The 18,415-nt window shown below is 67.0% G+C and carries 23 protein-coding genes; 14 read left to right on the forward strand and 9 right to left on the reverse strand.

Annotated features, from left to right (window positions below; translation table 11 throughout):
- The first annotated feature begins 53 nt into the window (after positions 1–53).
- Genes AC5Y4F_RS17910 through AC5Y4F_RS17935 form a run of 6 tightly spaced genes read left to right on the forward strand, consistent with a single transcriptional unit; the run spans position 54 to position 4,499 of the window.
- Positions 54–1,469, forward strand: a complete 1,416-nt coding sequence (locus tag AC5Y4F_RS17910) for an NAD(P)-binding protein (protein WP_067929764.1) — start codon at positions 54–56, stop codon at positions 1,467–1,469.
- A gap of 42 nt (positions 1,470–1,511) precedes the next feature.
- A complete protein-coding gene (locus AC5Y4F_RS17915; RefSeq protein WP_067929763.1) occupies positions 1,512–2,051 on the forward strand; it encodes an RNA polymerase sigma factor in 540 nt (179 codons plus the stop codon).
- A complete protein-coding gene (locus AC5Y4F_RS17920) occupies positions 2,048–2,755 on the forward strand; it encodes a Rieske (2Fe-2S) protein (protein ID WP_499997751.1) in 708 nt (235 codons plus the stop codon). Before AC5Y4F_RS17915 ends, AC5Y4F_RS17920 begins: the two co-directional genes overlap by 4 nt.
- A 42-nt stretch (positions 2,756–2,797) precedes the next feature.
- The gene (locus tag AC5Y4F_RS17925) at positions 2,798–3,190 is read left to right on the forward strand and encodes a cupredoxin domain-containing protein (protein ID WP_067929805.1); all 393 of its coding nucleotides are present in this window, start codon (positions 2,798–2,800) and stop codon (positions 3,188–3,190) included.
- Complete coding sequence (locus AC5Y4F_RS17930) at positions 3,187–4,116, forward strand: metallophosphoesterase family protein (protein WP_067929761.1); 930 nt, start codon at positions 3,187–3,189, stop codon at positions 4,114–4,116. Before AC5Y4F_RS17925 ends, AC5Y4F_RS17930 begins: the two co-directional genes overlap by 4 nt.
- Positions 4,113–4,499 (forward strand): hypothetical protein, encoded by a 387-nt coding sequence (locus tag AC5Y4F_RS17935; RefSeq protein ID WP_499997752.1) that lies wholly within the window; start codon positions 4,113–4,115, stop codon positions 4,497–4,499. Before AC5Y4F_RS17930 ends, AC5Y4F_RS17935 begins: the two co-directional genes overlap by 4 nt.
- Here AC5Y4F_RS17935 and rfbC read toward each other — a convergent pair.
- From rfbC to AC5Y4F_RS17965, 6 genes are read right to left on the reverse strand one after another with little or no spacing between them, the layout of a single operon-like run.
- Positions 4,471–5,100: a dTDP-4-dehydrorhamnose 3,5-epimerase gene (gene rfbC, locus AC5Y4F_RS17940; RefSeq protein ID WP_067929759.1), complete on the reverse strand. Its 630-nt coding sequence runs from the start codon at positions 5,098–5,100 to the stop codon at positions 4,471–4,473. The genes AC5Y4F_RS17935 and rfbC overlap by 29 nt on opposite strands.
- Before the next feature lies 1 nt (position 5,101).
- Positions 5,102–6,097 (reverse strand): dTDP-glucose 4,6-dehydratase, encoded by a 996-nt coding sequence (gene rfbB, locus AC5Y4F_RS17945; protein ID WP_499997753.1) that lies wholly within the window; start codon positions 6,095–6,097, stop codon positions 5,102–5,104.
- 26 nt (positions 6,098–6,123) lie between these two features.
- Positions 6,124–6,990, reverse strand: coding sequence for an LLM class F420-dependent oxidoreductase (locus tag AC5Y4F_RS17950; RefSeq protein ID WP_067929757.1), 867 nt, complete (start codon positions 6,988–6,990; stop codon positions 6,124–6,126).
- Between the two features lie 20 nt (positions 6,991–7,010).
- The gene (locus AC5Y4F_RS17955; RefSeq protein ID WP_067929756.1) at positions 7,011–7,859 is read right to left on the reverse strand and encodes an LLM class F420-dependent oxidoreductase; all 849 of its coding nucleotides are present in this window, start codon (positions 7,857–7,859) and stop codon (positions 7,011–7,013) included.
- A 28-nt stretch (positions 7,860–7,887) separates the two neighbouring features.
- Positions 7,888–9,432, reverse strand: coding sequence for an ATP-binding protein (locus tag AC5Y4F_RS17960; protein ID WP_067929755.1), 1,545 nt, complete (start codon positions 9,430–9,432; stop codon positions 7,888–7,890).
- The gene (locus AC5Y4F_RS17965; protein WP_067929754.1) at positions 9,429–11,093 is read right to left on the reverse strand and encodes an NAD(P)/FAD-dependent oxidoreductase; all 1,665 of its coding nucleotides are present in this window, start codon (positions 11,091–11,093) and stop codon (positions 9,429–9,431) included. The genes AC5Y4F_RS17960 and AC5Y4F_RS17965 overlap by 4 nt, the downstream gene beginning before the upstream one ends.
- 251 nt (positions 11,094–11,344) lie before the next feature.
- Between AC5Y4F_RS17965 and infA the strand changes: the two genes are divergently transcribed.
- The 8 genes from infA (at position 11,345) to truA (ending at position 16,100) form a co-directional block, all read left to right on the forward strand.
- Positions 11,345–11,566, forward strand: a complete 222-nt coding sequence (infA, locus tag AC5Y4F_RS17970; protein WP_003418601.1) for a translation initiation factor IF-1 — start codon at positions 11,345–11,347, stop codon at positions 11,564–11,566.
- Positions 11,567–11,617: 51 nt separating this feature from the next.
- Positions 11,618–11,731: a 50S ribosomal protein L36 gene (gene rpmJ, locus AC5Y4F_RS17975; protein WP_003879483.1), complete on the forward strand. Its 114-nt coding sequence runs from the start codon at positions 11,618–11,620 to the stop codon at positions 11,729–11,731.
- A 201-nt stretch (positions 11,732–11,932) separates the two neighbouring features.
- Complete coding sequence (rpsM, locus tag AC5Y4F_RS17980; protein ID WP_067129331.1) at positions 11,933–12,307, forward strand: 30S ribosomal protein S13; 375 nt, start codon at positions 11,933–11,935, stop codon at positions 12,305–12,307.
- Between the two features lie 6 nt (positions 12,308–12,313).
- Positions 12,314–12,733 carry a 30S ribosomal protein S11 gene (gene rpsK / locus AC5Y4F_RS17985; RefSeq protein ID WP_067345980.1) on the forward strand — a complete coding sequence of 140 codons (420 nt, stop codon included), beginning with the start codon at positions 12,314–12,316 and terminating at the stop codon, positions 12,731–12,733.
- Positions 12,734–12,742: 9 nt separating this feature from the next.
- Entirely contained in the window at positions 12,743–13,348 is a 606-nt protein-coding gene (rpsD, locus tag AC5Y4F_RS17990; protein WP_499997754.1) for a 30S ribosomal protein S4, read from the forward strand.
- Between the two features lie 131 nt (positions 13,349–13,479).
- A complete protein-coding gene (locus AC5Y4F_RS17995) occupies positions 13,480–14,523 on the forward strand; it encodes a DNA-directed RNA polymerase subunit alpha (protein ID WP_007773471.1) in 1,044 nt (347 codons plus the stop codon).
- 118 nt (positions 14,524–14,641) lie between these two features.
- Entirely contained in the window at positions 14,642–15,259 is a 618-nt protein-coding gene (gene rplQ / locus AC5Y4F_RS18000) for a 50S ribosomal protein L17 (protein WP_499997755.1), read from the forward strand.
- A complete protein-coding gene (truA, locus tag AC5Y4F_RS18005) occupies positions 15,237–16,100 on the forward strand; it encodes a tRNA pseudouridine(38-40) synthase TruA (RefSeq protein WP_082947392.1) in 864 nt (287 codons plus the stop codon). The genes rplQ and truA overlap by 23 nt, the downstream gene beginning before the upstream one ends.
- 4 nt (positions 16,101–16,104) lie before the next feature.
- On the opposite strand, the gene AC5Y4F_RS18010 is transcribed toward truA, so the two are convergent.
- From AC5Y4F_RS18010 to AC5Y4F_RS18020, 3 genes are read right to left on the reverse strand one after another with little or no spacing between them, the layout of a single operon-like run.
- Entirely contained in the window at positions 16,105–16,758 is a 654-nt protein-coding gene (locus tag AC5Y4F_RS18010; protein WP_369829658.1) for a cutinase family protein, read from the reverse strand.
- A complete protein-coding gene (locus AC5Y4F_RS18015) occupies positions 16,758–17,393 on the reverse strand; it encodes a cutinase family protein (protein WP_067929751.1) in 636 nt (211 codons plus the stop codon). The genes AC5Y4F_RS18010 and AC5Y4F_RS18015 overlap by 1 nt, the downstream gene beginning before the upstream one ends.
- 42 nt (positions 17,394–17,435) lie before the next feature.
- On the reverse strand, positions 17,436–18,383 hold the full coding sequence (locus AC5Y4F_RS18020; protein ID WP_369829657.1) for a cutinase family protein: 948 nt from the start codon (positions 18,381–18,383) through the stop codon (positions 17,436–17,438).
- Positions 18,384–18,415 lie beyond the last annotated feature (32 nt).

Genomic DNA, 18,415 nt, shown 5'->3' on the forward strand with positions numbered 1-18,415 from the left:
AGTAACCCGAGTCAGACGTCGCAAGGCGGGTGCCGGGCTAGCCTGACAGCTGTATGGGCACCATCGAGGCCGATTACCTGGTAGTTGGCGCGGGCGCCATGGGCATGGCGTTCATCGACACGCTGGTCTCCGAGACGGAGGCCCGCGTGGTCGTGGTGGACCGCCACCACGCGCCCGGTGGGCACTGGACCATGGCCTACCCGTTCGTGCGGCTGCATCAGCCCTCGGCGTTCTACGGCGTCAACTCGACGCGGCTGGGCTGCGACACGATCGACCAAATGGGTTGGAACCGCGGCCTTTACGAGTTGGCGTCCGCCGGCGAAATCTGCGCGTATTACGAGCGCATCATCCGCCGGGAGTGGTTGCCGACCGGCCGGGTGCGCTACTTCCCGATGAGTGAATACCGCGGTGACGGCCGGTTTCGCACGTTGGCCGGCGCCGACCACGCCGTCGGTGTGACGCGCCGCATCGTCGACGCGACCTACATGCGGGTCACCGTGCCGGCCATGCGCCGCCCGCCGTATGCGGTTGCCGACGGCATCGGATGCGTGCCGCCCAACGACCTGCCCCGGCTCGCCGCGCGTGGGCGCTATGTCGTCGTGGGGGCCGGCAAGACCGGCATCGACACCTGCCTGTGGTTGCTGGGTCACGGTGTCGGGCCGGATCGGCTGACCTGGATCATGCCCCGCGATTCCTGGCTGCTGGACCGCGAGACGATGCAGCCCGGCGCGCTGTTCGCCGACAAGGTCAAGGCCGGCTTCACCGCACAACTGCGCGCGATCAACGACGCGAGCTCGGTGCAGGATCTGTTCGCGCAGCTCGAGACCGCCGGCGTGCTGTTGCGGATCGACCCGGCCGTCCGGCCCGCCATGTACCGCTGCGCCACCGTCACCCGGCTCGAACTCGAGCAGCTGCGCCGCATCACCGACGTGGTGCGCATGGGCCACCTGCTTGCCATCGAGTCGGACAGGATGATCCTTGATGGCGGCACCGTGGCGGTCAGCGGCGATGAGTTGTACATCGATTGCACTGCGGACGGAGCCGAAAAGCGGCCCGCCACACCAATTTTCGGTCCTGGGAAAATCACCCTGCAAAGCGTGCGCGGATGCCAACAGATCTTCAGCGCCGCCCTGATCGCCCATGTCGAAGCCGCATACCGCGACGACGCCGTGAAAAACGAGCTGTGCGTGCCGCTGCCGCATCCGGACACCGACCTCGACTGGTTGCGGCTTGCCCGGGCCGACTACGACAACCAGCTGCGCTGGTTCGACGATCCGGACTTGATGTCGTGGTTGGCCGCGGCCCGTCTGGACCTGTTCGGGCATCTGATCGGTCACCTGCTGCCGTCGGCCGCTGCGAAGCCCCGAGTGCGGGACCGGATTCTCGGCATCGCCAAGTCGGCGTTCTCCGCCACCGCCACCAAGCTTGACCAGCTGATGGCCGCCGAAGCCGCCCTCGCGGCGCCCTGACCCCTGTAACCCGAGCCGATATTCATCGGGTGAAGGAGGCATGTGGCGCCAAGAAACGAACCCGTCGGCCCGCGACCCCTGCGCGCGGTGCCCGATGGTGGCTACCCGGACTGGGAAGCCGTGTACTCCGACAACGTGACCTGGGTGTACCGCACGCTGTTCGCGCGCGTCGGCAACCAAACCGACGCAGAAGATCTCACCGCCGAGGTGTTCCTCGCCGCGCTGCGGCCGCTGCGGCTGACCGCGAGCGTCGCCGAGGTGCGTGCGTACCTGAGGGCGACCGCCAGGACGGTGCTCGCCGCGCACTGGCGCGAGACGCTGGGGCGAGAGATAACCTCGATCGAGGACATCGAACAACCAGCCGACAGCCAGGACGCGGTCAGCACCGCACCCCAGCGTGTCGCCCGGGTGCTGGACAGCCTGCCGGACCGCTATCGCCAGATCCTGGAATCCCGCTTCCTGCGGGGTAATTCGATCAAGGAGTCAGCCGCGGAACTCGGAATCAGCGTGGGCAATGCCAAGGTGCTCCAGCACCGCGCCCTGCGGCTGGCGGCGCAGGTCAACGATGGGGGCCAGCCATGAATGCGCGAGGGCTGCGACGTTATGTCGACGACCTGTTGCGGGGGCGCCGGCCCAGGCCGTTCGCGCCCGACGACTTCGAGGCCGCGCAGGTCCGCACGGCGATCGAGCTGCGCGCGGCCCGCGAGGGTGGTGACGCGCCGAGCCCGGAATTCGTTGCCGATCTGCACCGGCGTGTCGCCGAGCAGATGTCGGGCGCGACCACGGAAACCGCGCCGCGCCGCGGCGGCACGCGCCGTCAGGTCATCGTCGCGACGTCGGCCGCCGCGACCGCGGCGGTCGCCGCGGTGTCCGTCGACCGCGCCCTGATCGCGGGCCAACGCGGCGACGGTCGGACTCCGGAGAACGCCGCCGGGCAACTCACGCCCAACGAGGGCAGCTGGCAGCGCGTCGCGGCCGGCTCGGACGTGCCCGACGGCGCCATGCGCGCTTTCGATCTCGGCTCGGTGACCGGATTCGTCCGCCGCGTCGCCGGAAAAGTCCAGGCGATCTCCGGGGTGTGCACCCACCAGGGCTGCAAGCTGTGGTTCGACGCACCCGACGACACCCTGCGCTGCCCGTGCCACACCACGTCGTTCTCGCCGACCGGGCAGGTGCTCACCCACCAGTTGCCCATAGCGCCGAAGCCGCTGCCCGAATTGATGGTTCGTGAGGTCAACGGGGCCATCGAGGTCTTCGCCCCGCCGCGTCCGACGCGCCCGGCCTGAGCGGTGTAACCCACCGCGCTATCTCCTGGCATGGATATCCCCATGCTACGAAGACTTTCGGCGACTGCGGCGGCCGTGGGTGTGGTGCTGCTGTCCGGTTGCTCTCAGCCACGACCGGTGGCGACCACCGCCGCGCCCAGCACCTCGATCACCGCGACCTCGATCACCGCGCCGGCCCCGGTGCGCGGCGACCAGGTCAGCATCGACGGCTTCGCGTTCGCGCCGGTGACGTTGACCGTGCCCGTCGGGACCACCGTCACGTGGACCAACCGCGACGAAGAACCCCACACGGTGGCAGCGAGTGACGGCTCCTTTCGCTCACCCGGCATGGGAACGGGTGCCACCTTCGCCCATACCTTCTCCGCCGCAGGGAGTTTCGACTACGTCTGTTCCATCCACCCGATGATGCGCGGCACCGTGGTGGTGACGGGATGAGCGTCGGCGAGAAGGGCATGACTCGCCGCCAGCTCATCCGGCACACGGCATGGTTCGGTGCGGCGGTCGGGTTCGCAGTGGCCGGCGGCGAGGTCATCTCGCATGTCGCGGGCCGGGCAGGGGCGCAACACGCGGCTGCCCGGCCCACGCTGCGGTTCGCCCAAATCAGCGACAGCCACCTCGGTTTCACCGGGGCGCCCAACCCCGACGTCACCGGAACCTTCGGCCGCGCGATCGATCTGGTCAACGACCTCGGTTACACACCGGATTTCGTCATCCACACCGGGGACCTCACCCACCTGTCCAGCCCGGAGCAGTTCGACCAGGCGAAGCAGATGATGAGTGGACTCAAGACGCCACACGTGTTCACCGTGCCAGGAGAGCACGACTCGATCGATGACGCGGGGCGCAAGTATCGAAACACCTTCGGCGCCGGCTCCGTTGGCGACGGGTGGTACAGCCTCGACATCGCCGGCGTGCACCTGATCGCATTGGTCAATACGCTGAATCTGCGCAAACTCGGCCATCTTGGCGCCGATCAGTTGGAGTTCGTCAAAAAGGATGTCGCGCGCCTCTCCAGCGATACCCCCATCATCGTGTTCACCCACATCCCGCTGTTCGCGATGTACCCGCAATGGGGCTGGGGCACCGACGACGCCACCCAGGCGCTGAGCTACCTGCGCCGCTTCTCCTCGGTCACCTGCCTGAACGGCCATGTTCACCAACTGTTCTCCAAGACCGAGGACAACGTCACGTTCTACAGCGGCACCACCACCGCCTACCCGCTGCCGCGGCCCGGCGATGGGCCCGCGCCCAAGCCGGTCACGCTTCCGGCCGGCAAGCTGCGCGACGCGCTGGGCGTCCGCGAGGTCAGCTACGCCAAGGGACAGACCGCTCTGGCCCTGAAGGAGACCGCGCTGCAATGACATTGACGACCATCCTGGTCCGCCTCGGCCTCGCCGTCTCGTTGACCATCAGCGCCGCGGCCCACGCCCACCTCTATCTGCATGGCTACCGGCACATTCCGACGATCGGCACCGCATTCATGGCTCAGGCCAGCCTGTCGTTCGCGATCGCGCTGCTGATCCTGATCGGCGGTCCCGGCTGGCTGCGCTGGGCCGGTGCCATGCTGGCGGCCGGTTCACTCGTCGCATTCATGCTGTCGCGCACCGCCGGCCTGTCCGGCTTCTCCGAACGGGGTTGGGAACCAGCACCGTACGCCGCCGCCAGCGTGATGGCGGAGGTGCTCACGGTGGCCTTGTGGGCGTGCCCTCTGGCGGCTAGGCGAAATCGGCCCGCTTCTGCCTGAGTCTCATCTCCTCCACAAACGCCCGGGTCTCGTCCCAGGTGGGCAGCAGGCCGGAGGCACGCACCTCCGCGAAGCTGGGCGCCGCGGCATCTCGGTCGGATAGGTTGGGTGCCCGCCCGTCCACCGACGGCCAGTCGATGGCCAGCAAGGGATCGGTCGGGCAGATCGTGTGTTCGCGCTGCGGGCTGTATTCCGCCGAGCACAGATACATCACCGTGGAATTGTCCTGCAGCGCAAGGAAGCCGTGCCCCAGTCCTTCGGAGACGTAGATCGTCCGGTGATCGGAGTCGTCGAGCAGAACCGAATCCCACTGCCCGAATGTCGGTGAGCCCACCCGGATATCGACGACGACATCGAACACCGAACCGCGAACGCAGGTTACGTACTTGGCCTGGCTCGGCGGCAACTGCGCGAAGTGCAATCCGCGCAACGCGCCGGCCGAGGACACCGAGCAATTGGCCTGTCGGACGTCCAAGCCATGGCCGGCGAAGGAGCGGAAGCCCTTGTCGCTGAGCCATTCGAAGAAAATGCCGCGCGAATCGCCGTGGACGGTGGGAGCGATCTCCCAGGCGCCGGGAATCTTTAGTTCGCGAACGTGCACGCTACTGCCCGCGCTCTTCGTAGCGGGCTTCCGAGGCGTCTTTCAACGGGCGCCACCACGATTCGTTCGCGCGATACCAGTCGATGGTGGCACGCAGGCCGTCTTCGAAATCGGTGTGCTTTGGCGCCCAACACAATTCGTCGTACAGCGACGAGGGGTCGATTGCGTAACGCAGATCGTGGCCCACGCGGTCGGTGACGTGGTCGAAGTCGTCGGGCTCGCGGCCCATCATCTGCAGCAGCGTGCGCAGCACGCTCAGGTTGTCGCGCTCTCCTTCGGAGCTGATCAGATAGGTGCGCCCGATCTCGCCCTTGTCCAGGATGCGCCGGACCGCACTGTTGTGGTCGTCGACGTGGATCCAGTCGCGAACGTTGGCGCCGGTGCCGTACAGCTTGGGCCGGCGGCCGGTGAGCACGTTGGTGATCTGGCGCGGGATGAACTTCTCGACATGCTGATACGGCCCGTAATTGTTCGAGCAGTTCGAGATCGTCGCGCGCACCCCATACGAGCGCACCCAGGCGCGCACCAGCATGTCGGCGGCGGCTTTGGTCGCCGAATACGGGCTCGACGGGTTATAGGGCGTCGCCTCGGTGAACCGCCGCGGGTCGTCGAGCTCCAGGTCGCCGTACACCTCGTCGGTCGAGATGTGGTGTAGCCGCACGCCGTAACGGCGCACCGCCTCGAGGATGGTGAAGGTGCCGACGACGTTGGTGTGCAGGAACGGCTCGGGACTGTCCAGCGCGTTGTCGACGTGGCTCTCTGCAGCGAAATGCACCACCGCGTCGGATTCCGCGACCAGCCGCGACACCAGCTCGGTGTCGGTGATGTCACCCACCACCAGCTCTATGGCGTCCTCGGCGTCGGCCAGTGACTCGCGCCGGCCCGCATAGGTCATGGCGTCGAGCACCGTCACGGAATCCTCGGGGTGTTCCCGGACCGTGCTGTGCACGAAGTTGGCGCCGATGAATCCAGCGCCGCCGGTGACCAATAACCGCATGCCCAAACCCTAACCGAGCGGATCGGTCAGTTTGCGGCAGTTAGCCCCAGGGGTGCCGCCAATTCGGTTAGCGCAGGTAGCAGCGTTGCTTGGTCACCATCGCCACCCAGCACCTGGATCGCCACGTGGTCGGCGCCGGCCTCCAGATGTTCGGCCAACCGATTCGCGATGTCCTGCGCGGTGCCATAGGCGACCACCGCGTCGATCAATTTGTCGCTGCCGGGCTTGCGCACGTCGGCTTCGGTGAACCCCAGCCGCAACCAGTTGTTCACGTAGTTGCTCAGGCCCAGATAGAACTCGACCGTCCGACGACCGACCGCGCGGGCCTTCTCGGCGTCGGTGGTCAGCACCACCTTGTGTTCGGGCGCCAAATACACTGCCCCGCCGACCAACTCACGCGTCTTGGCGGTGTGCTCCGGCGTGGTCAGATACGGGTGCGCACCGGCGCTGCGCCGCGCCGCGAGGCCCAGCATCCGCGGCCCGAGCGCCGCGACCACTCGCCGGCTGGTCGGCACCACAGCCGAGTCGAGTTCGTCGAGGTAGCAGACCAGCGCGTCGTAGGGCTTCACGTATTCCTGCGTGCGCTCCGGGTGGCCGACGCCGATCCCCAGCAAAAACCTTCCCGGATGGCCGGATTCGATCCTGTGAAACGATTCGGCGACGACCCTGGCCGGCGCCGACCAGATGTTGATGATTCCGGTGGCCAGCTGCAACGACGCCGTCTGCGCCAGGGCCGGCTCGGCCCAGGACAGGTCGGCGTCCGGTGATCCACCAATCCAGGCGGCGCCGTAGCCCAGCGATTCGATGCTCGCGGCCAGTTCGGGAGAAATCGATCGATTTGGCAGCCACACCCCGAACCGGCCGAGCTCGGGTTTGAGTGAAACGTCGGTCATCTAGCTCCCCCTACGGGACGTCAGGACGGCGTCAAACCCAGCGGCCCCGCCAGTTCGGCCAGCGCGGAGACCAGGTTTTCATCCTTCGTCAGGACCTGCACGGGAACGTGATCGGCGCCGGCGTCCAGGTGTTCAGAGAGCCGCGCCGCGATTTGGTCCACGGTGCCATACGCCACCACCGCGTCCACCAGGCGGTCGCTGCCCGGCCGGGTGACTTCGTCCTCGGTGAAACCGAGCCGCTTCCAATTGTTCCGGTAGTTGGCGAGATTGAAGTACACGTCGAGCGCCTTGCGGCCGACGGCCCGGGCCTTCTCGGGGTCGGTGGTCAGGATCGCCTTGTGCTCGGGAGCCAGGAAGGCCGACGGCCCGATGAGTTCGCGGGCACGCGCGGTGTGTTCCGGGGTGGTCAGGTAGGGGTGCGCCCCGGCCGAGCGTTCTGCGGACAGCTTGAGGACGCGCGGGCCCAGCGCCGCCACTACCCTGCGGTTGGCGGGTACGCCATAGTCATCGAGCTGGTTCAGGTAGTCGGTCAGCGCGTCGTACGGCTTGCGGTATTCGGTGTGAGCCTCGGGATGGCCGACGCCGATGCCCAGCAGGAACCGGCCGGGGTACGCCTTGTCGATGCGGTGAAACGATTCGGCCACCGGCTTGGCCGCCGCGGTCCAGATGTTGACGATGCCGGTGCCCACCTGCAACGTCGTGGTCGCCTCCAGGAGGGGCTCGACCCAGGCCAGCTCGGCGGGCGGTGAACCACCGACCCAGACGGCGCCGTAGCCCAGCGCTTCGATGTCCCTGGCCTGCTCGGGTGTGACGCCGCGTCCGAACGATCCGAACCGGCCGAGATTGGGTTTGCTCGCTGCATCGGTCATGGTGTTCTTAACCCGCGCCCCGTGAGAGCTATTCCGCGGCGGCTACATCCTCATCGGCTTCGTCCTCATCGACTTCGTCGAGGTCCGCGGCGGCGGCGTCGGCAGTGAGCGGCAGAAGCACGATGAACCGGGTGTCGCCGGGCACCGACTCCACCCGCAGGTCACCGCGATGCTTCTTCACGACGATGTTGAACGCCAGATCCAGCCCGAGCCCGGTGCCCTCGCCGAACGGTTTGGTGGTGAAGAACGGCTCGAAAATGTGCTCGCGGATATCCGCCGGGATTCCCGGCCCGGTGTCACAGATCTCGACCCGGGCCATGTTCTCGCCGAAACGGCAGGTCCGGACGGTCAGCGTGCCGCCCGTATCGCGCATCGCGGCGAGCGCGTTGTCTATGATGTTGGTCCACACTTGGTTGAGATCGCCCGGATAGCAAGGGATTTCGGGAAGAGTTTTGTCGAAATCCTTGACCACGGTGATCGCGGGGTTCTCCCCGGCCTCTTTGCCCGCGTCCTTGGTCAGCCGGTCGGCGAACATCGCCAGCGTGCTGTACAGCAGATCGTGCACATTGGCCACCTGGAACGGGGCCCGATCCATTTGCGAATACTGCTTGGCGTCGGCGACCAAGGCCGAAATTCGCTTGCTCGCTTCCACGATCTGATTCATCAGCAGCTCGCTTTCGATGGTGTAGTTGATCCATCGGATCGCCTGCTCCAGCGACGTCGACGCGAGCTCCTCGCTGACCGCCGAAATCCGCTCCAGCCAGTCGGTGTCGATGCCGCCCTCGACGAACGTCGGCGCGATGTCCCAGCCACCCTCGATGCCGTGCTCGTCCAGCCAGTCGCCGACGGCGTCCTCGCGGTCGGAGGTCTCGAGCGCGCTCAGGTGCTCGGACGCCGACTTGGCGACCTGCTCGGCGACCCGCTCCTGCAATTGCACCAGTGCGCTCAACGCCTCGGGGCTGATGGTGCCGTCGGCGAGCATCGCCAGCTTGTGCCGCATGTTGGCGACGCGTTCGCGCAGATCCGCGGCGGACCGCGAGATGGCCGCGGCGGGATTGTTCAGCTGGTGTGTCAGCCCGGCGGACAACCGGCCCAGCGCCAGTAGCTTCTCCCGGTTGTCGATGATCCGGCGGGTGCGGTCGGTGCCGACGGCGATGCCGTCGAGCAGATGCACCGCCATGGGGAACTGGGCCTTCATGAAATCGGCGAACACCGGCGCGTCCATCACGAAGAAGCGCGACGGCTTGGTCACGTGCACCGAGGCGTCGTAGGTCTTCTGCTTGCCGCCGGTGAAGGCCCGCCACGCCCCGCAGTACACGCCGCGCTGTGAGGTGCGGTTCGTTTCGATGTCCTGGCCGCCGGAGAGCTTCGACATCATCAGCTCGCCCTCGATCAGCACGTAGAAGCAGGTCGCCGGTTCGCCCTCGACGCAGATCGGACCCGGTTCGTAGTGCTGAATGTGCCCGTTACTGCACAGCACGGCGAGCTGCTCGTCGGTGAGCGCCTCGAACAGGAACAGGCTGCGCAGCTCGTCGGGCTCACACGGCATCGGCTTCGATTCGGTGGCGGTCATGATTCGGCCAGGTATCGGTGGACCAGCATGACCGCCATCGACCCTTCGCCGACGGCGGCGGCTACCCGCTTGGCCGACGTCGAGCGGACGTCGCCGGTGGCGAAAACCCCGGGCACGCTGGTCTCGAGGTGATGCGGCGGGCGTTCCAGCGTCCAGCCGCACACGTTGCGCAGGTCCGGACCGGTCAGGATGAACCCGTGGTCGTCGCGGGCCAGCACCCCGTCGAGCCAGTCGGTGCGCGGGGCGGCGCCGATGAAGATGAACATCCGGCCGCAGGTGACATCCTCGGTTTCCCCGGTCCGGTTGTTGACCAGCCGTAGCTGCTCCAGGTGGCCGTCGCCGGTGGCGCGCTGCACCTCGGTGCAGGTCAGGACGTTGATCTTGGGGTTCGCCTCGATCTGCTGGATGAGGTAGTAGGACATCGACGCCTCCAGCGACGGGGCGCGCACGACGATGTTGACCGACTTGGCGGTCCGCGACAGATACATGGCCGCCTGGCCGGCCGAGTTGGCTCCGCCGATCACGTAGACCTCTTCGCCTTCGCATTCAGAGGCGATCGAGACGGCCGCTCCGTAATAGATGCCGCAGCCGGTCAGCTCGCTGCAGCCCTCGGCCTGCAGCTTGCGGTAGGACACCCCGGTGGCCAGGATGACGGCGTGCGCGTCGACCGAGCCGCCGTCTTTGAACCGCACGGTGCGTTTGGCTCCGTTCACCTCGAGGGCGCTCGCCTTGCGTGCGGTGATCAGCTCGGCGCCGAACTTGTCCGCCTGCCGGCGGGCCCGGTCGGCCAGCTGGCCACCCGACACCCCGTCGGGGAAGCCCAGATAGTTCTCGATACGCGAGCTCTGACCGGCCTGACCGCCGGTGGCGGTGTGCTCGATGAGCACCGTGCGCAGCCCCTCCGAGGCGCCGTACACGGCCGCGGCCAGGCCCGCGGGCCCGCCGCCGACCACGATCAGGTCATAGAAGTCCTGTGACGGCGTGGTCGTCAGACCCAGGGTTTCGGCCAGCTGCGCATCGGTGGGGTCGACCAAAGGTTCGCCGCGCTGGGTGATCACCACCGGCAACCGCAGGCCGTCGGTGCCGGCCGCGCTGAGCAGCCGCTCACCGGCGGGTTCGTCGGCCATGAACCAGGTGTAATAGAGGCCGTTGCGGGCCAGGAAGTCGCGGACCTGCCAGGACCGCGCCGACCAGCGGTGACCGATCACCTTGGTGTGTGGGATCGGGTGCTCGGGTGCGGCCCGCCAGGCGTCCAGCAGCCCATCGATGACGGGATAGAACTTCTCCTCCGGCGGATCCCACGGCTTGAGCAGGTAGTGGTCCAGGTCGACGACGTTGATCGCGTCGATGGCGGCGTGCGTGTCGGCGTAGGCGGTCAGCAGCACCCGGCGCGCCGCCGGATACAGGTCCATCGCCTGTTCGAGGAACTCGATGCCGCTCATCTCCGGCATCCGGTAGTCGGCGATCAGCAGCGCGACCGTCTCGCCGCGCAGTTTGAGCTCCTTGAGCGTGCCCAGCGCGTCGGGCCCGGATTCCGCGCGCACGATCCGGTGCTCTTCTCCGTAGTGGCGGCGCAGGTCGCGCGCGACCGCTCGGGAGACCGAGGGATCGTCGTCGACGGTCAACATGACGGGCTTGCGCTGGCTTGAGGGGTTGGTCATCGGCGTTAAGTATGCGCTCGTCAGCGGCCAGGCGGGAGGTCGAGGACGCCGGCCGCGTTTTGCCGACAGCGATTTTGGTGCAGCGGATCAACCGGGTATCGTGGAACAACGGTGCGGCATCCGCGCCGACTTTTTGTGTGCCAAGTTCCTAGGAATTTCCTGTCGCCGGCTCACGTTCCAAGTCGGTGCAATGTCGCGTCGACTGGGCGCAGACGAGAACGAAACTATATGACGAGGATTCTTAACTAGTTATGGCCAAGAAGGACGGCGCCATCGAGGTGGAGGGCCGGGTGGTCGAGCCCCTGCCCAATGCGATGTTCCGCATTGAGCTGGAGAATGGTCACAAGGTGCTTGCCCACATCAGCGGCAAGATGCGGCAGCACTACATCCGTATCCTGCCCGAGGACCGGGTGGTGGTGGAGTTGTCTCCCTACGACCTGTCCCGTGGCCGCATCGTGTACCGGTACAAGTAACGCGCCTGATCTCCAACAACGACGAACGAAACAGAACAGGATCGAACAGCCGTGAAGGTGAACCCGAGCGTCAAGCCAATCTGTGACAAGTGCAGGGTGATCCGTCGGCATGGGCGGGTCATGGTGATCTGCTCGGATCCGCGCCACAAGCAGCGCCAGGGCTAGCGGCGATCGCATGCGCTTCGGCGCCCCGACACAACTGAATGCAGACCTCCCAGCACCAGTGAGCGGCTGGCATCTACAGAGATGGGCTAGCTCATCCACGCCCGGACGGAGGCCGGGCCCCGCGAGATATGACCATCCCTACCGGGGTTGCGGGAACGGGCTGGGAACAGACCTCCGCCTGAAAAAGAGGAAACGCCACCCATGGCTCGACTAGTCGGCGTCGACCTTCCGCGTGACAAGCGGATGGAGATCGCCCTGACCTACATTTTCGGCGTCGGCCGCACCCGGTCGAACGAGATTCTGGCAGCTACCGGCATCGACAAGGACCTGCGCACGAGGGATCTGACCGATGATCAGCTGACCCACCTGCGTGACTACATCGAGGCAAACCTCAAGGTCGAGGGTGACCTCCGCCGCGAGACGCAGGCTGACATCCGCCGCAAGATCGAAATCGGCTGCTACCAGGGCCTGCGGCACCGCCGCGGCCTGCCGGTGCGCGGCCAGCGGACAAAGACCAACGCGCGCACCCGCAAGGGCCCCAAGCGCACCATCGCCGGCAAGAAGAAGGCCAGGTAAACCCCGATGCCACCAGCAAAGAAGGCGGGCGCCGCGGCGCCCAAGAAGGGTCAGAAGACCCGCAGGCGGGAAAAGAAGAACATCCCGCACGGTGCCGCCCACATCAAGAGCACCTTCAACAACACGATCGTCACGATCACCGACCCCCAGGGCAACGTCATCGCCTGGGCATCGTCGGGTCACGTGGGCTTCAAAGGCTCGCGGAAGTCGACCCCGTTCGCGGCCCAGCTGGCCGCCGAGAACGCCGCGCGCAAGGCGCAGGAACACGGCGTCAAGAAGGTCGACGTGTTCGTGAAGGGCCCGGGTTCGGGCCGGGAGACCGCGATCCGGTCGCTGCAGGCCGCCGGCCTGGAGGTCGGCGCGATAGCCGACGTCACGCCGCAGCCGCACAACGGCTGCCGCCCGCCGAAGCGCAGAAGGGTCTAGGAGACAACCATGGCTCGATACACCGGACCCATCACTCGCAAGTCGCGCCGGCTGCGCACCGACCTCGTCGGTGGCGACCAGGCCTTCGAGAAGCGCCCCTACCCGCCCGGCCAGCACGGGCGCGCGCGGATCAAGGAAAGCGAATACCTGCTGCAGCTGCAGGAGAAGCAGAAGGCCCGCTTCACCTACGGTGTGATGGAAAAGCAGTTCCGTCGCTACTACGAAGAGGCCGTGCGGCAACCCGGCAAGACCGGTGAGGAGCTGCTGCGCATCCTGGAAAGCCGGCTGGACAACGTCGTATACCGCGCCGGCCTGGCGCGGACCCGCCGGATGGCCCGTCAGCTGGTCAGCCACGGACACTTCAGCGTCAACGGCGTACACGTCAACGTTCCCAGCTACCGGGTGTCGCAGCACGACATCATCGACGTGCGGGACAGCTCGCTGAACACCGTGCCGTTCCAGATCGCGCGGGAGACGGCGGGCGACCGCCCGATCCCGAGCTGGCTGCAGGTGGTGGGGGAGCGCCAGCGCATCCTCGTCCACCAGCTGCCCGAGCGGGCTCAGATCGACGTGCCCCTCGTCGAGCAGCTCATCGTCGAGTTCTACTCGAAGTAAAGACCCCTGTACCCAACCGGTGCAGGTCTCGCGGTGATCGCAAGCGCGGCGAAGCCGGGCGCGGCGGATCCCCGCGGGACAACCCAAGCGGCATCAAATAGCGGGTGCCGAGAAGGAGAAGAAGAAACACCATGCTGATCTCTCAGCGACCCACCCTGTCGGAGGAAGTTCTCACCGACAGCCGCTCCCAGTTCGTCATCGAGCCGCTGGAGCCGGGATTCGGCTACACCCTGGGCAATTCGTTGCGGCGGACCCTGCTGTCCTCGATTCCGGGTGCGGCCGTCACCAGCATCCGCATCGACGGCGTGCTGCATGAGTTCACCACTGTGCCGGGCGTCAAGGAAGACGTCACCGCGATCATCTTGAACCTCAAGAGCCTGGTCGTGTCCTCCGAGGAGGACGAGCCGGTCACGATGTACCTGCGCAAGCAAGGCCCGGGCGAGGTCACCGCGGGTGACATCGTGCCGCCGGCCGGTGTCACCGTGCACAACCCCGACTTGCACATCGCGACTTTGAACGACAAGGGCAAGCTCGAGGTCGAGTTGGTCGTCGAGCGCGGCCGTGGCTACGTGCCCGCCGTGCAGAACCGCGCGTCCGGTGCCGAAATCGGCCGTATCCCAGTCGATTCCATCTACTCGCCGGTGCTCAAGGTCACCTACAAGGTGGACGCCACCCGTGTCGAGCAGCGCACCGACTTCGACAAGCTGATCCTGGACGTCGAGACCAAGAGCTCGATCAACCCCCGCGACGCGCTGGCGTCGGCGGGCAAGACCCTGGTCGAATTGTTCGGTCTGGCACGCGAACTCAACGTCGAGGCCGAGGGCATCGAGATCGGGCCGTCGCCGGCCGAGGCCGACCACATCGCGTCGTTCGCCCTGCCGATCGACGACCTGGATCTGACCGTCCGGTCCTACAACTGCCTCAAGCGCGAGGGTGTGCACACCGTCGGCGAGCTGGTGAGCCGCACCGAGTCCGACCTGCTCGACATCCGCAACTTCGGACAGAAGTCGATCGACGAGGTGAAGGTCAAGCTGCACCAGCTGGGCCTGTCGCTCAAGGACAGCCCGCCGAGCTTCGACCCCTCGCAGGTCGCGGGTTACGACGTCGCCACCGGCACCTGGTCCAGCGAGGCGTCCTACGACGACCAGGACTACGCGGAAACCGAGCAGCTGTAAACGCCGTCCGGTGACGATGCGGCCGTGCAGCGGCCGCTGAGGAACCGGACACAACTGACGAAAGTCCGTCCCGGCCCTACCTGATACGGGGGCCGGCCCCAAATAGGAGATAGTCGCAATGCCCAAGCCCACCAAGGGACCTCGCCTCGGCGGGTCGTCATCGCACCAGAAGGCACTGCTGGCCAACCTGGCCACCTCGCTGTTCGAGCACGGCCGAATCAAGACGACCGAGCCCAAGGCGCGTGCGTTGCGGCCCTATGCGGAAAAGCTGATCACGCACGCGAAAAAGGGTGCGCTGCACAACCGTCGAGAGGTGCTGAAGAAGATCCGCGACAAGGACGTGGTGCACGCCCTGTTCGAGGAGATCGGTCCGTTCTATGCCGACCGCAACGGCGGCTACACCCGCATCATCAAGGTCGAGCCACGCAAGGGCGACAACGCACCCATGGCCGTGATCGAGCTGGTGCGGGAGAAGACGGTCACCTCGGAGGCCGATCGGGCTCGTCGGGTGAAGGCTTCGAAGAAGACCGACGCTCCTGTGGCGGCGGCCGCGGCACCCCAGGCTTCTGTCGAGCCGCAAGAGGCCGTCGGCCCGACGGCCGAGGTCGAGGAGACCACGACCGAGGCCGAGCCGACCAAGGTCCAGGCCGAAGCGGAAGAAAAGGCCGACAAGGCCGTCGCCGCGAGAGCCGAAGCCGAAGCGGCCGACGCCGATGACGAGGCTGACGAGAGTTAACGAGGACATCCGTCTGCGGCTTGACATCGCCTACGACGGAACAGGGTTCGCGGGCTGGGCCGCTCAGGCCGGCCAACGGACCGTGGCGGGAATTCTCGACGAGGCGCTGACGACCGTCTTTCGCGCGCCCGTGCGGCTGCGCGCGGCGGGACGTACCGATGCCGGAGTCCATGCCACCGGGCAGGTGGCCCACGTCGACGTGCCGTCAGAAGCGCTGCCGAACGCCTATCCGCGTACACCGCGTGTCGGTGAACCCGAGTTCGTGCCACTGCTGCGCCGGCTGGGCCGGTTTCTGCCCACTGATGTCCGGGTTGTCGATATCACCCGCGCCCCTGCGGGTTTCGACGCCCGGTTCTCGGCGCTGCGCCGCCACTACGTGTATCGCATCTCGACGGCGCCCTGGGGTGTGCAGCCGCTGCAGACCCGTTACGTCACGGCCTGGCCGCGCCCGCTGGACGTAGAGGCGATGAACGCGGCATCGCGAGACCTGCTCGGCCTGCACGATTTTGCCGCGTTCTGCCGGCATCGCGAGAACGCCACCACCATTCGCGACCTGCAGCGGCTGGATTGGATCCACGACGGCGACCTGATCACCGCGCACGTGAGCGCCGACGCGTTCTGCTGGTCGATGGTGCGCTCACTGGTCGGTGCGCTGCTGGCCGTCGGGGAACACCGCCGTCCCGTCTCCTACTGCCGCGAATTGCTTAGCGCAACACAGCGATCCAGCGATTTCGCCGCAGCTCCGGCGCATGGCTTGTCGCTGGTCGGTGTCGATTACCCGCCCGATGACCAGCTGGCGGCGCGCAACCTGATCACCCGGGATGTGCGCTCGCGCGATTGAGTGGTCACAGCCTGGCGGCGACGAAGTTGGCGGCCTGATCAACCAGTCCGGAGTCGATGTAAGAGGGCTGCAGATGCGAAGGCCAATTCAGGCCGGCCGCCGAGCAGATCGGGTCGCCCTTCGCGCACACATCGATGGTCTTGGCGGCGAACGCCGGACTGAAATCTGGGACCGGTCCAAGGACTTTGCGGGTGCCGTTACCGAACAGGGCGACCGCCGCCACCTGCTGGTCGAATGCCGGGGGCAGCGGGTTGGTGAATCCGAATGCCGGTTGACTAACCGCGACAACCAGATCGGCGGAAACGGCACCCAGCGAATATCCGCCGAGCACCTCGCGGGTGCCCGGGCAGCTTCGCGCCATCTGCTGGACGTGCGCGCTCATGTCGTTGGCGCCCTTGGCCGGGCTGACATCGGCGGGATAGTTGACCCCGTAGGCCCCCACCGGCATGCGCACCTTGGCGCGCAGTGAATTGAGGAACGCGGCGCCGACGTAGCCGACACCGGGTGGTTCCTCCCGGCCGCGGGCGAAAACCACCTCGGCACCCGGACAGTCCGCCGACGCCGGCGGCGCCGCGAGGGTGGTGACCGCTAGAGCGAGAAGCGTCGCCGCAGCGATGGACGCGGCGCACGCCGCGCAGTACCGGCGGTGATTCAAGATCAGATCCTGCCCGCGACGAAATTCGCTGCCCTGTTGGTCAATCCGGGCACGTAGCTCAGGTGCGAGCTCCACTGCGACCCCGCCGAACAGATGGGGTCGCCCGGGTTGCACAGGTCGATGGTCTTTCCCGCGAAATTCGGGGACAGGGCGTTCATCAGTTGACCCGCCCGGCCGGATGGATTGCCGAACAGCGCGACGGCGGCGACGTGATCGGCGGCCTGTGGCGGCAACGGCTGGCGGTAGCCGAGGCCGGATATCGGTGCGGCCGTGACGATGTCGACGACGGCGGCGCCCTGGGAGTAGCCTCCCAGCACTAGTTTGGTGTCGGGGCAGTTGACGGCCATCTGCTGAAGGTGGGTGCTGGCATCGTTGGCGCCGTTGGCAGCGGCCAGGAAGTCTTTGTTGGCCGGGTAGTTCACCCCGTATGCGCCAACGCTTTTGCGGGTCTGCTCGCGCAACGCGCTGACGAAGGCGGCTCCTACCTTGCCGACACCGGGTGGCTCGTCGGTGCCCCGGGCGAACACCACCTCAACGCCGGGGCACGACGCCGACGCATGCGGAACCAATTGGGGACCAATCAATAACGCCGTCGTTGCGCCAATTCCGATGCCCAGCCCTAACGGGATAAGCCTCACACAGCGATGTTAAGGGGGCGTTGATAACCCGACGGTAACGATTTAGACGAGAGGTGCTTGCGGTGAGTTGGTAGCCGGCGCCGGCAACGATGGCGCGGGAGCCGGACCGGTGCCGGGACCGCCGTGGATCGAGGGGCCCGACCCGGGCGGGTTCTGCCCGTAGACGGGCGGCTGAGGGCCGTAGCCCGGTTGCTGGGGGGCGTAGCCCGGTTGCTGAGGGCCGTAGCCGGGGGTCTGCGGGACGGGGCCCAGCGGTGGACCGAACGCGGGCGACTGCTGGCCGAGCCCGGCGGCCGCCAGCTTCTGCGCGACGAACGCCGCGGCCTGGGTGGTGTACACGGGGACGTAGCCCTCGGTGTGCCCACTCCACTCGTTGCCGGGCCCGGCGTGGCAGACCGGGTCGTTGGGGTTGCACAGGTCGATGGCCTTCGATCCCAGCATCGCGCTCTGGCTGGGCAGGGTGCCGCCGGCCCGGTCGGCCACGTCACCGAAGGTGGCGACGGCAGCGATGTTGTTGGCGTATTGTGCCGGCAGCGTGTTGCCCCAGGTGATGCCGCCGATCGGGACGCCGGCCACGATGTCCATCACCGAGGCGCCCTGCGAGTAGCCGCCCAGCACGATCTTGGTGTTGGGGCACTTCTCCACGCTCTTCTTGACGCGGTCGATGGTGTCGTTGGCGCCGTCGCCGCCGTGCAGCTGCAGCTTGCTGGCGGCGTAGTTCACGCCGTAGGGCAGGATGTTCAGGCCGTTGGTCTGCTGGCGCAGCGAGTCCACGAATGCGTCGCCGACCCGACCCAGGCCGGGGGGCTCGTTGGTGCCGCGGGCGAAGATGACCTCGACGTCCGGGCAGTCATCTGCGGTGGCTTTCGGCGCCGGGGCGGGGGTCGCGAGCAGGCCAGCGGCGAGAGCCAGGGCAGAAACACCCAGGCCGATCCGGCCGGCTGACCGCGCGGTGCCCGCCCGACGGGTACGTACACGGTGAGTTTTCACCGGCGCAATTTTACCCAAATTGTGATGCGCCG

The organism is Mycobacterium sp. NGS56, from assembly GCF_059812425.1.

Coding starts and splice junctions, on each gene's coding strand:
- AC5Y4F_RS17910 (WP_067929764.1), top strand. CDS start 54: ATGGGCACCATCGAGGCCGATTACCTGGTAGTTGGCGCGGGCGCCATG.
- AC5Y4F_RS17920 (WP_499997751.1), top strand. CDS start 2,048: ATGAATGCGCGAGGGCTGCGACGTTATGTCGACGACCTGTTGCGGGGG.
- AC5Y4F_RS17925 (WP_067929805.1), top strand. CDS start 2,798: ATGCTACGAAGACTTTCGGCGACTGCGGCGGCCGTGGGTGTGGTGCTG.
- AC5Y4F_RS17930 (WP_067929761.1), top strand. CDS start 3,187: ATGAGCGTCGGCGAGAAGGGCATGACTCGCCGCCAGCTCATCCGGCAC.
- AC5Y4F_RS17935 (WP_499997752.1), top strand. CDS start 4,113: ATGACATTGACGACCATCCTGGTCCGCCTCGGCCTCGCCGTCTCGTTG.
- rfbB (WP_499997753.1), bottom strand. CDS start 6,097: ATGCGGTTATTGGTCACCGGCGGCGCTGGATTCATCGGCGCCAACTTC.
- AC5Y4F_RS17950 (WP_067929757.1), bottom strand. CDS start 6,990: ATGACCGACGTTTCACTCAAACCCGAGCTCGGCCGGTTCGGGGTGTGG.
- AC5Y4F_RS17955 (WP_067929756.1), bottom strand. CDS start 7,859: ATGACCGATGCAGCGAGCAAACCCAATCTCGGCCGGTTCGGATCGTTC.
- AC5Y4F_RS17960 (WP_067929755.1), bottom strand. CDS start 9,432: ATGACCGCCACCGAATCGAAGCCGATGCCGTGTGAGCCCGACGAGCTG.
- AC5Y4F_RS17965 (WP_067929754.1), bottom strand. CDS start 11,093: ATGACCAACCCCTCAAGCCAGCGCAAGCCCGTCATGTTGACCGTCGAC.
- infA (WP_003418601.1), top strand. CDS start 11,345: ATGGCCAAGAAGGACGGCGCCATCGAGGTGGAGGGCCGGGTGGTCGAG.
- rpsM (WP_067129331.1), top strand. CDS start 11,933: ATGGCTCGACTAGTCGGCGTCGACCTTCCGCGTGACAAGCGGATGGAG.
- rpsK (WP_067345980.1), top strand. CDS start 12,314: ATGCCACCAGCAAAGAAGGCGGGCGCCGCGGCGCCCAAGAAGGGTCAG.
- rpsD (WP_499997754.1), top strand. CDS start 12,743: ATGGCTCGATACACCGGACCCATCACTCGCAAGTCGCGCCGGCTGCGC.
- AC5Y4F_RS17995 (WP_007773471.1), top strand. CDS start 13,480: ATGCTGATCTCTCAGCGACCCACCCTGTCGGAGGAAGTTCTCACCGAC.
- rplQ (WP_499997755.1), top strand. CDS start 14,642: ATGCCCAAGCCCACCAAGGGACCTCGCCTCGGCGGGTCGTCATCGCAC.
- truA (WP_082947392.1), top strand. CDS start 15,237: ATGACGAGGCTGACGAGAGTTAACGAGGACATCCGTCTGCGGCTTGAC.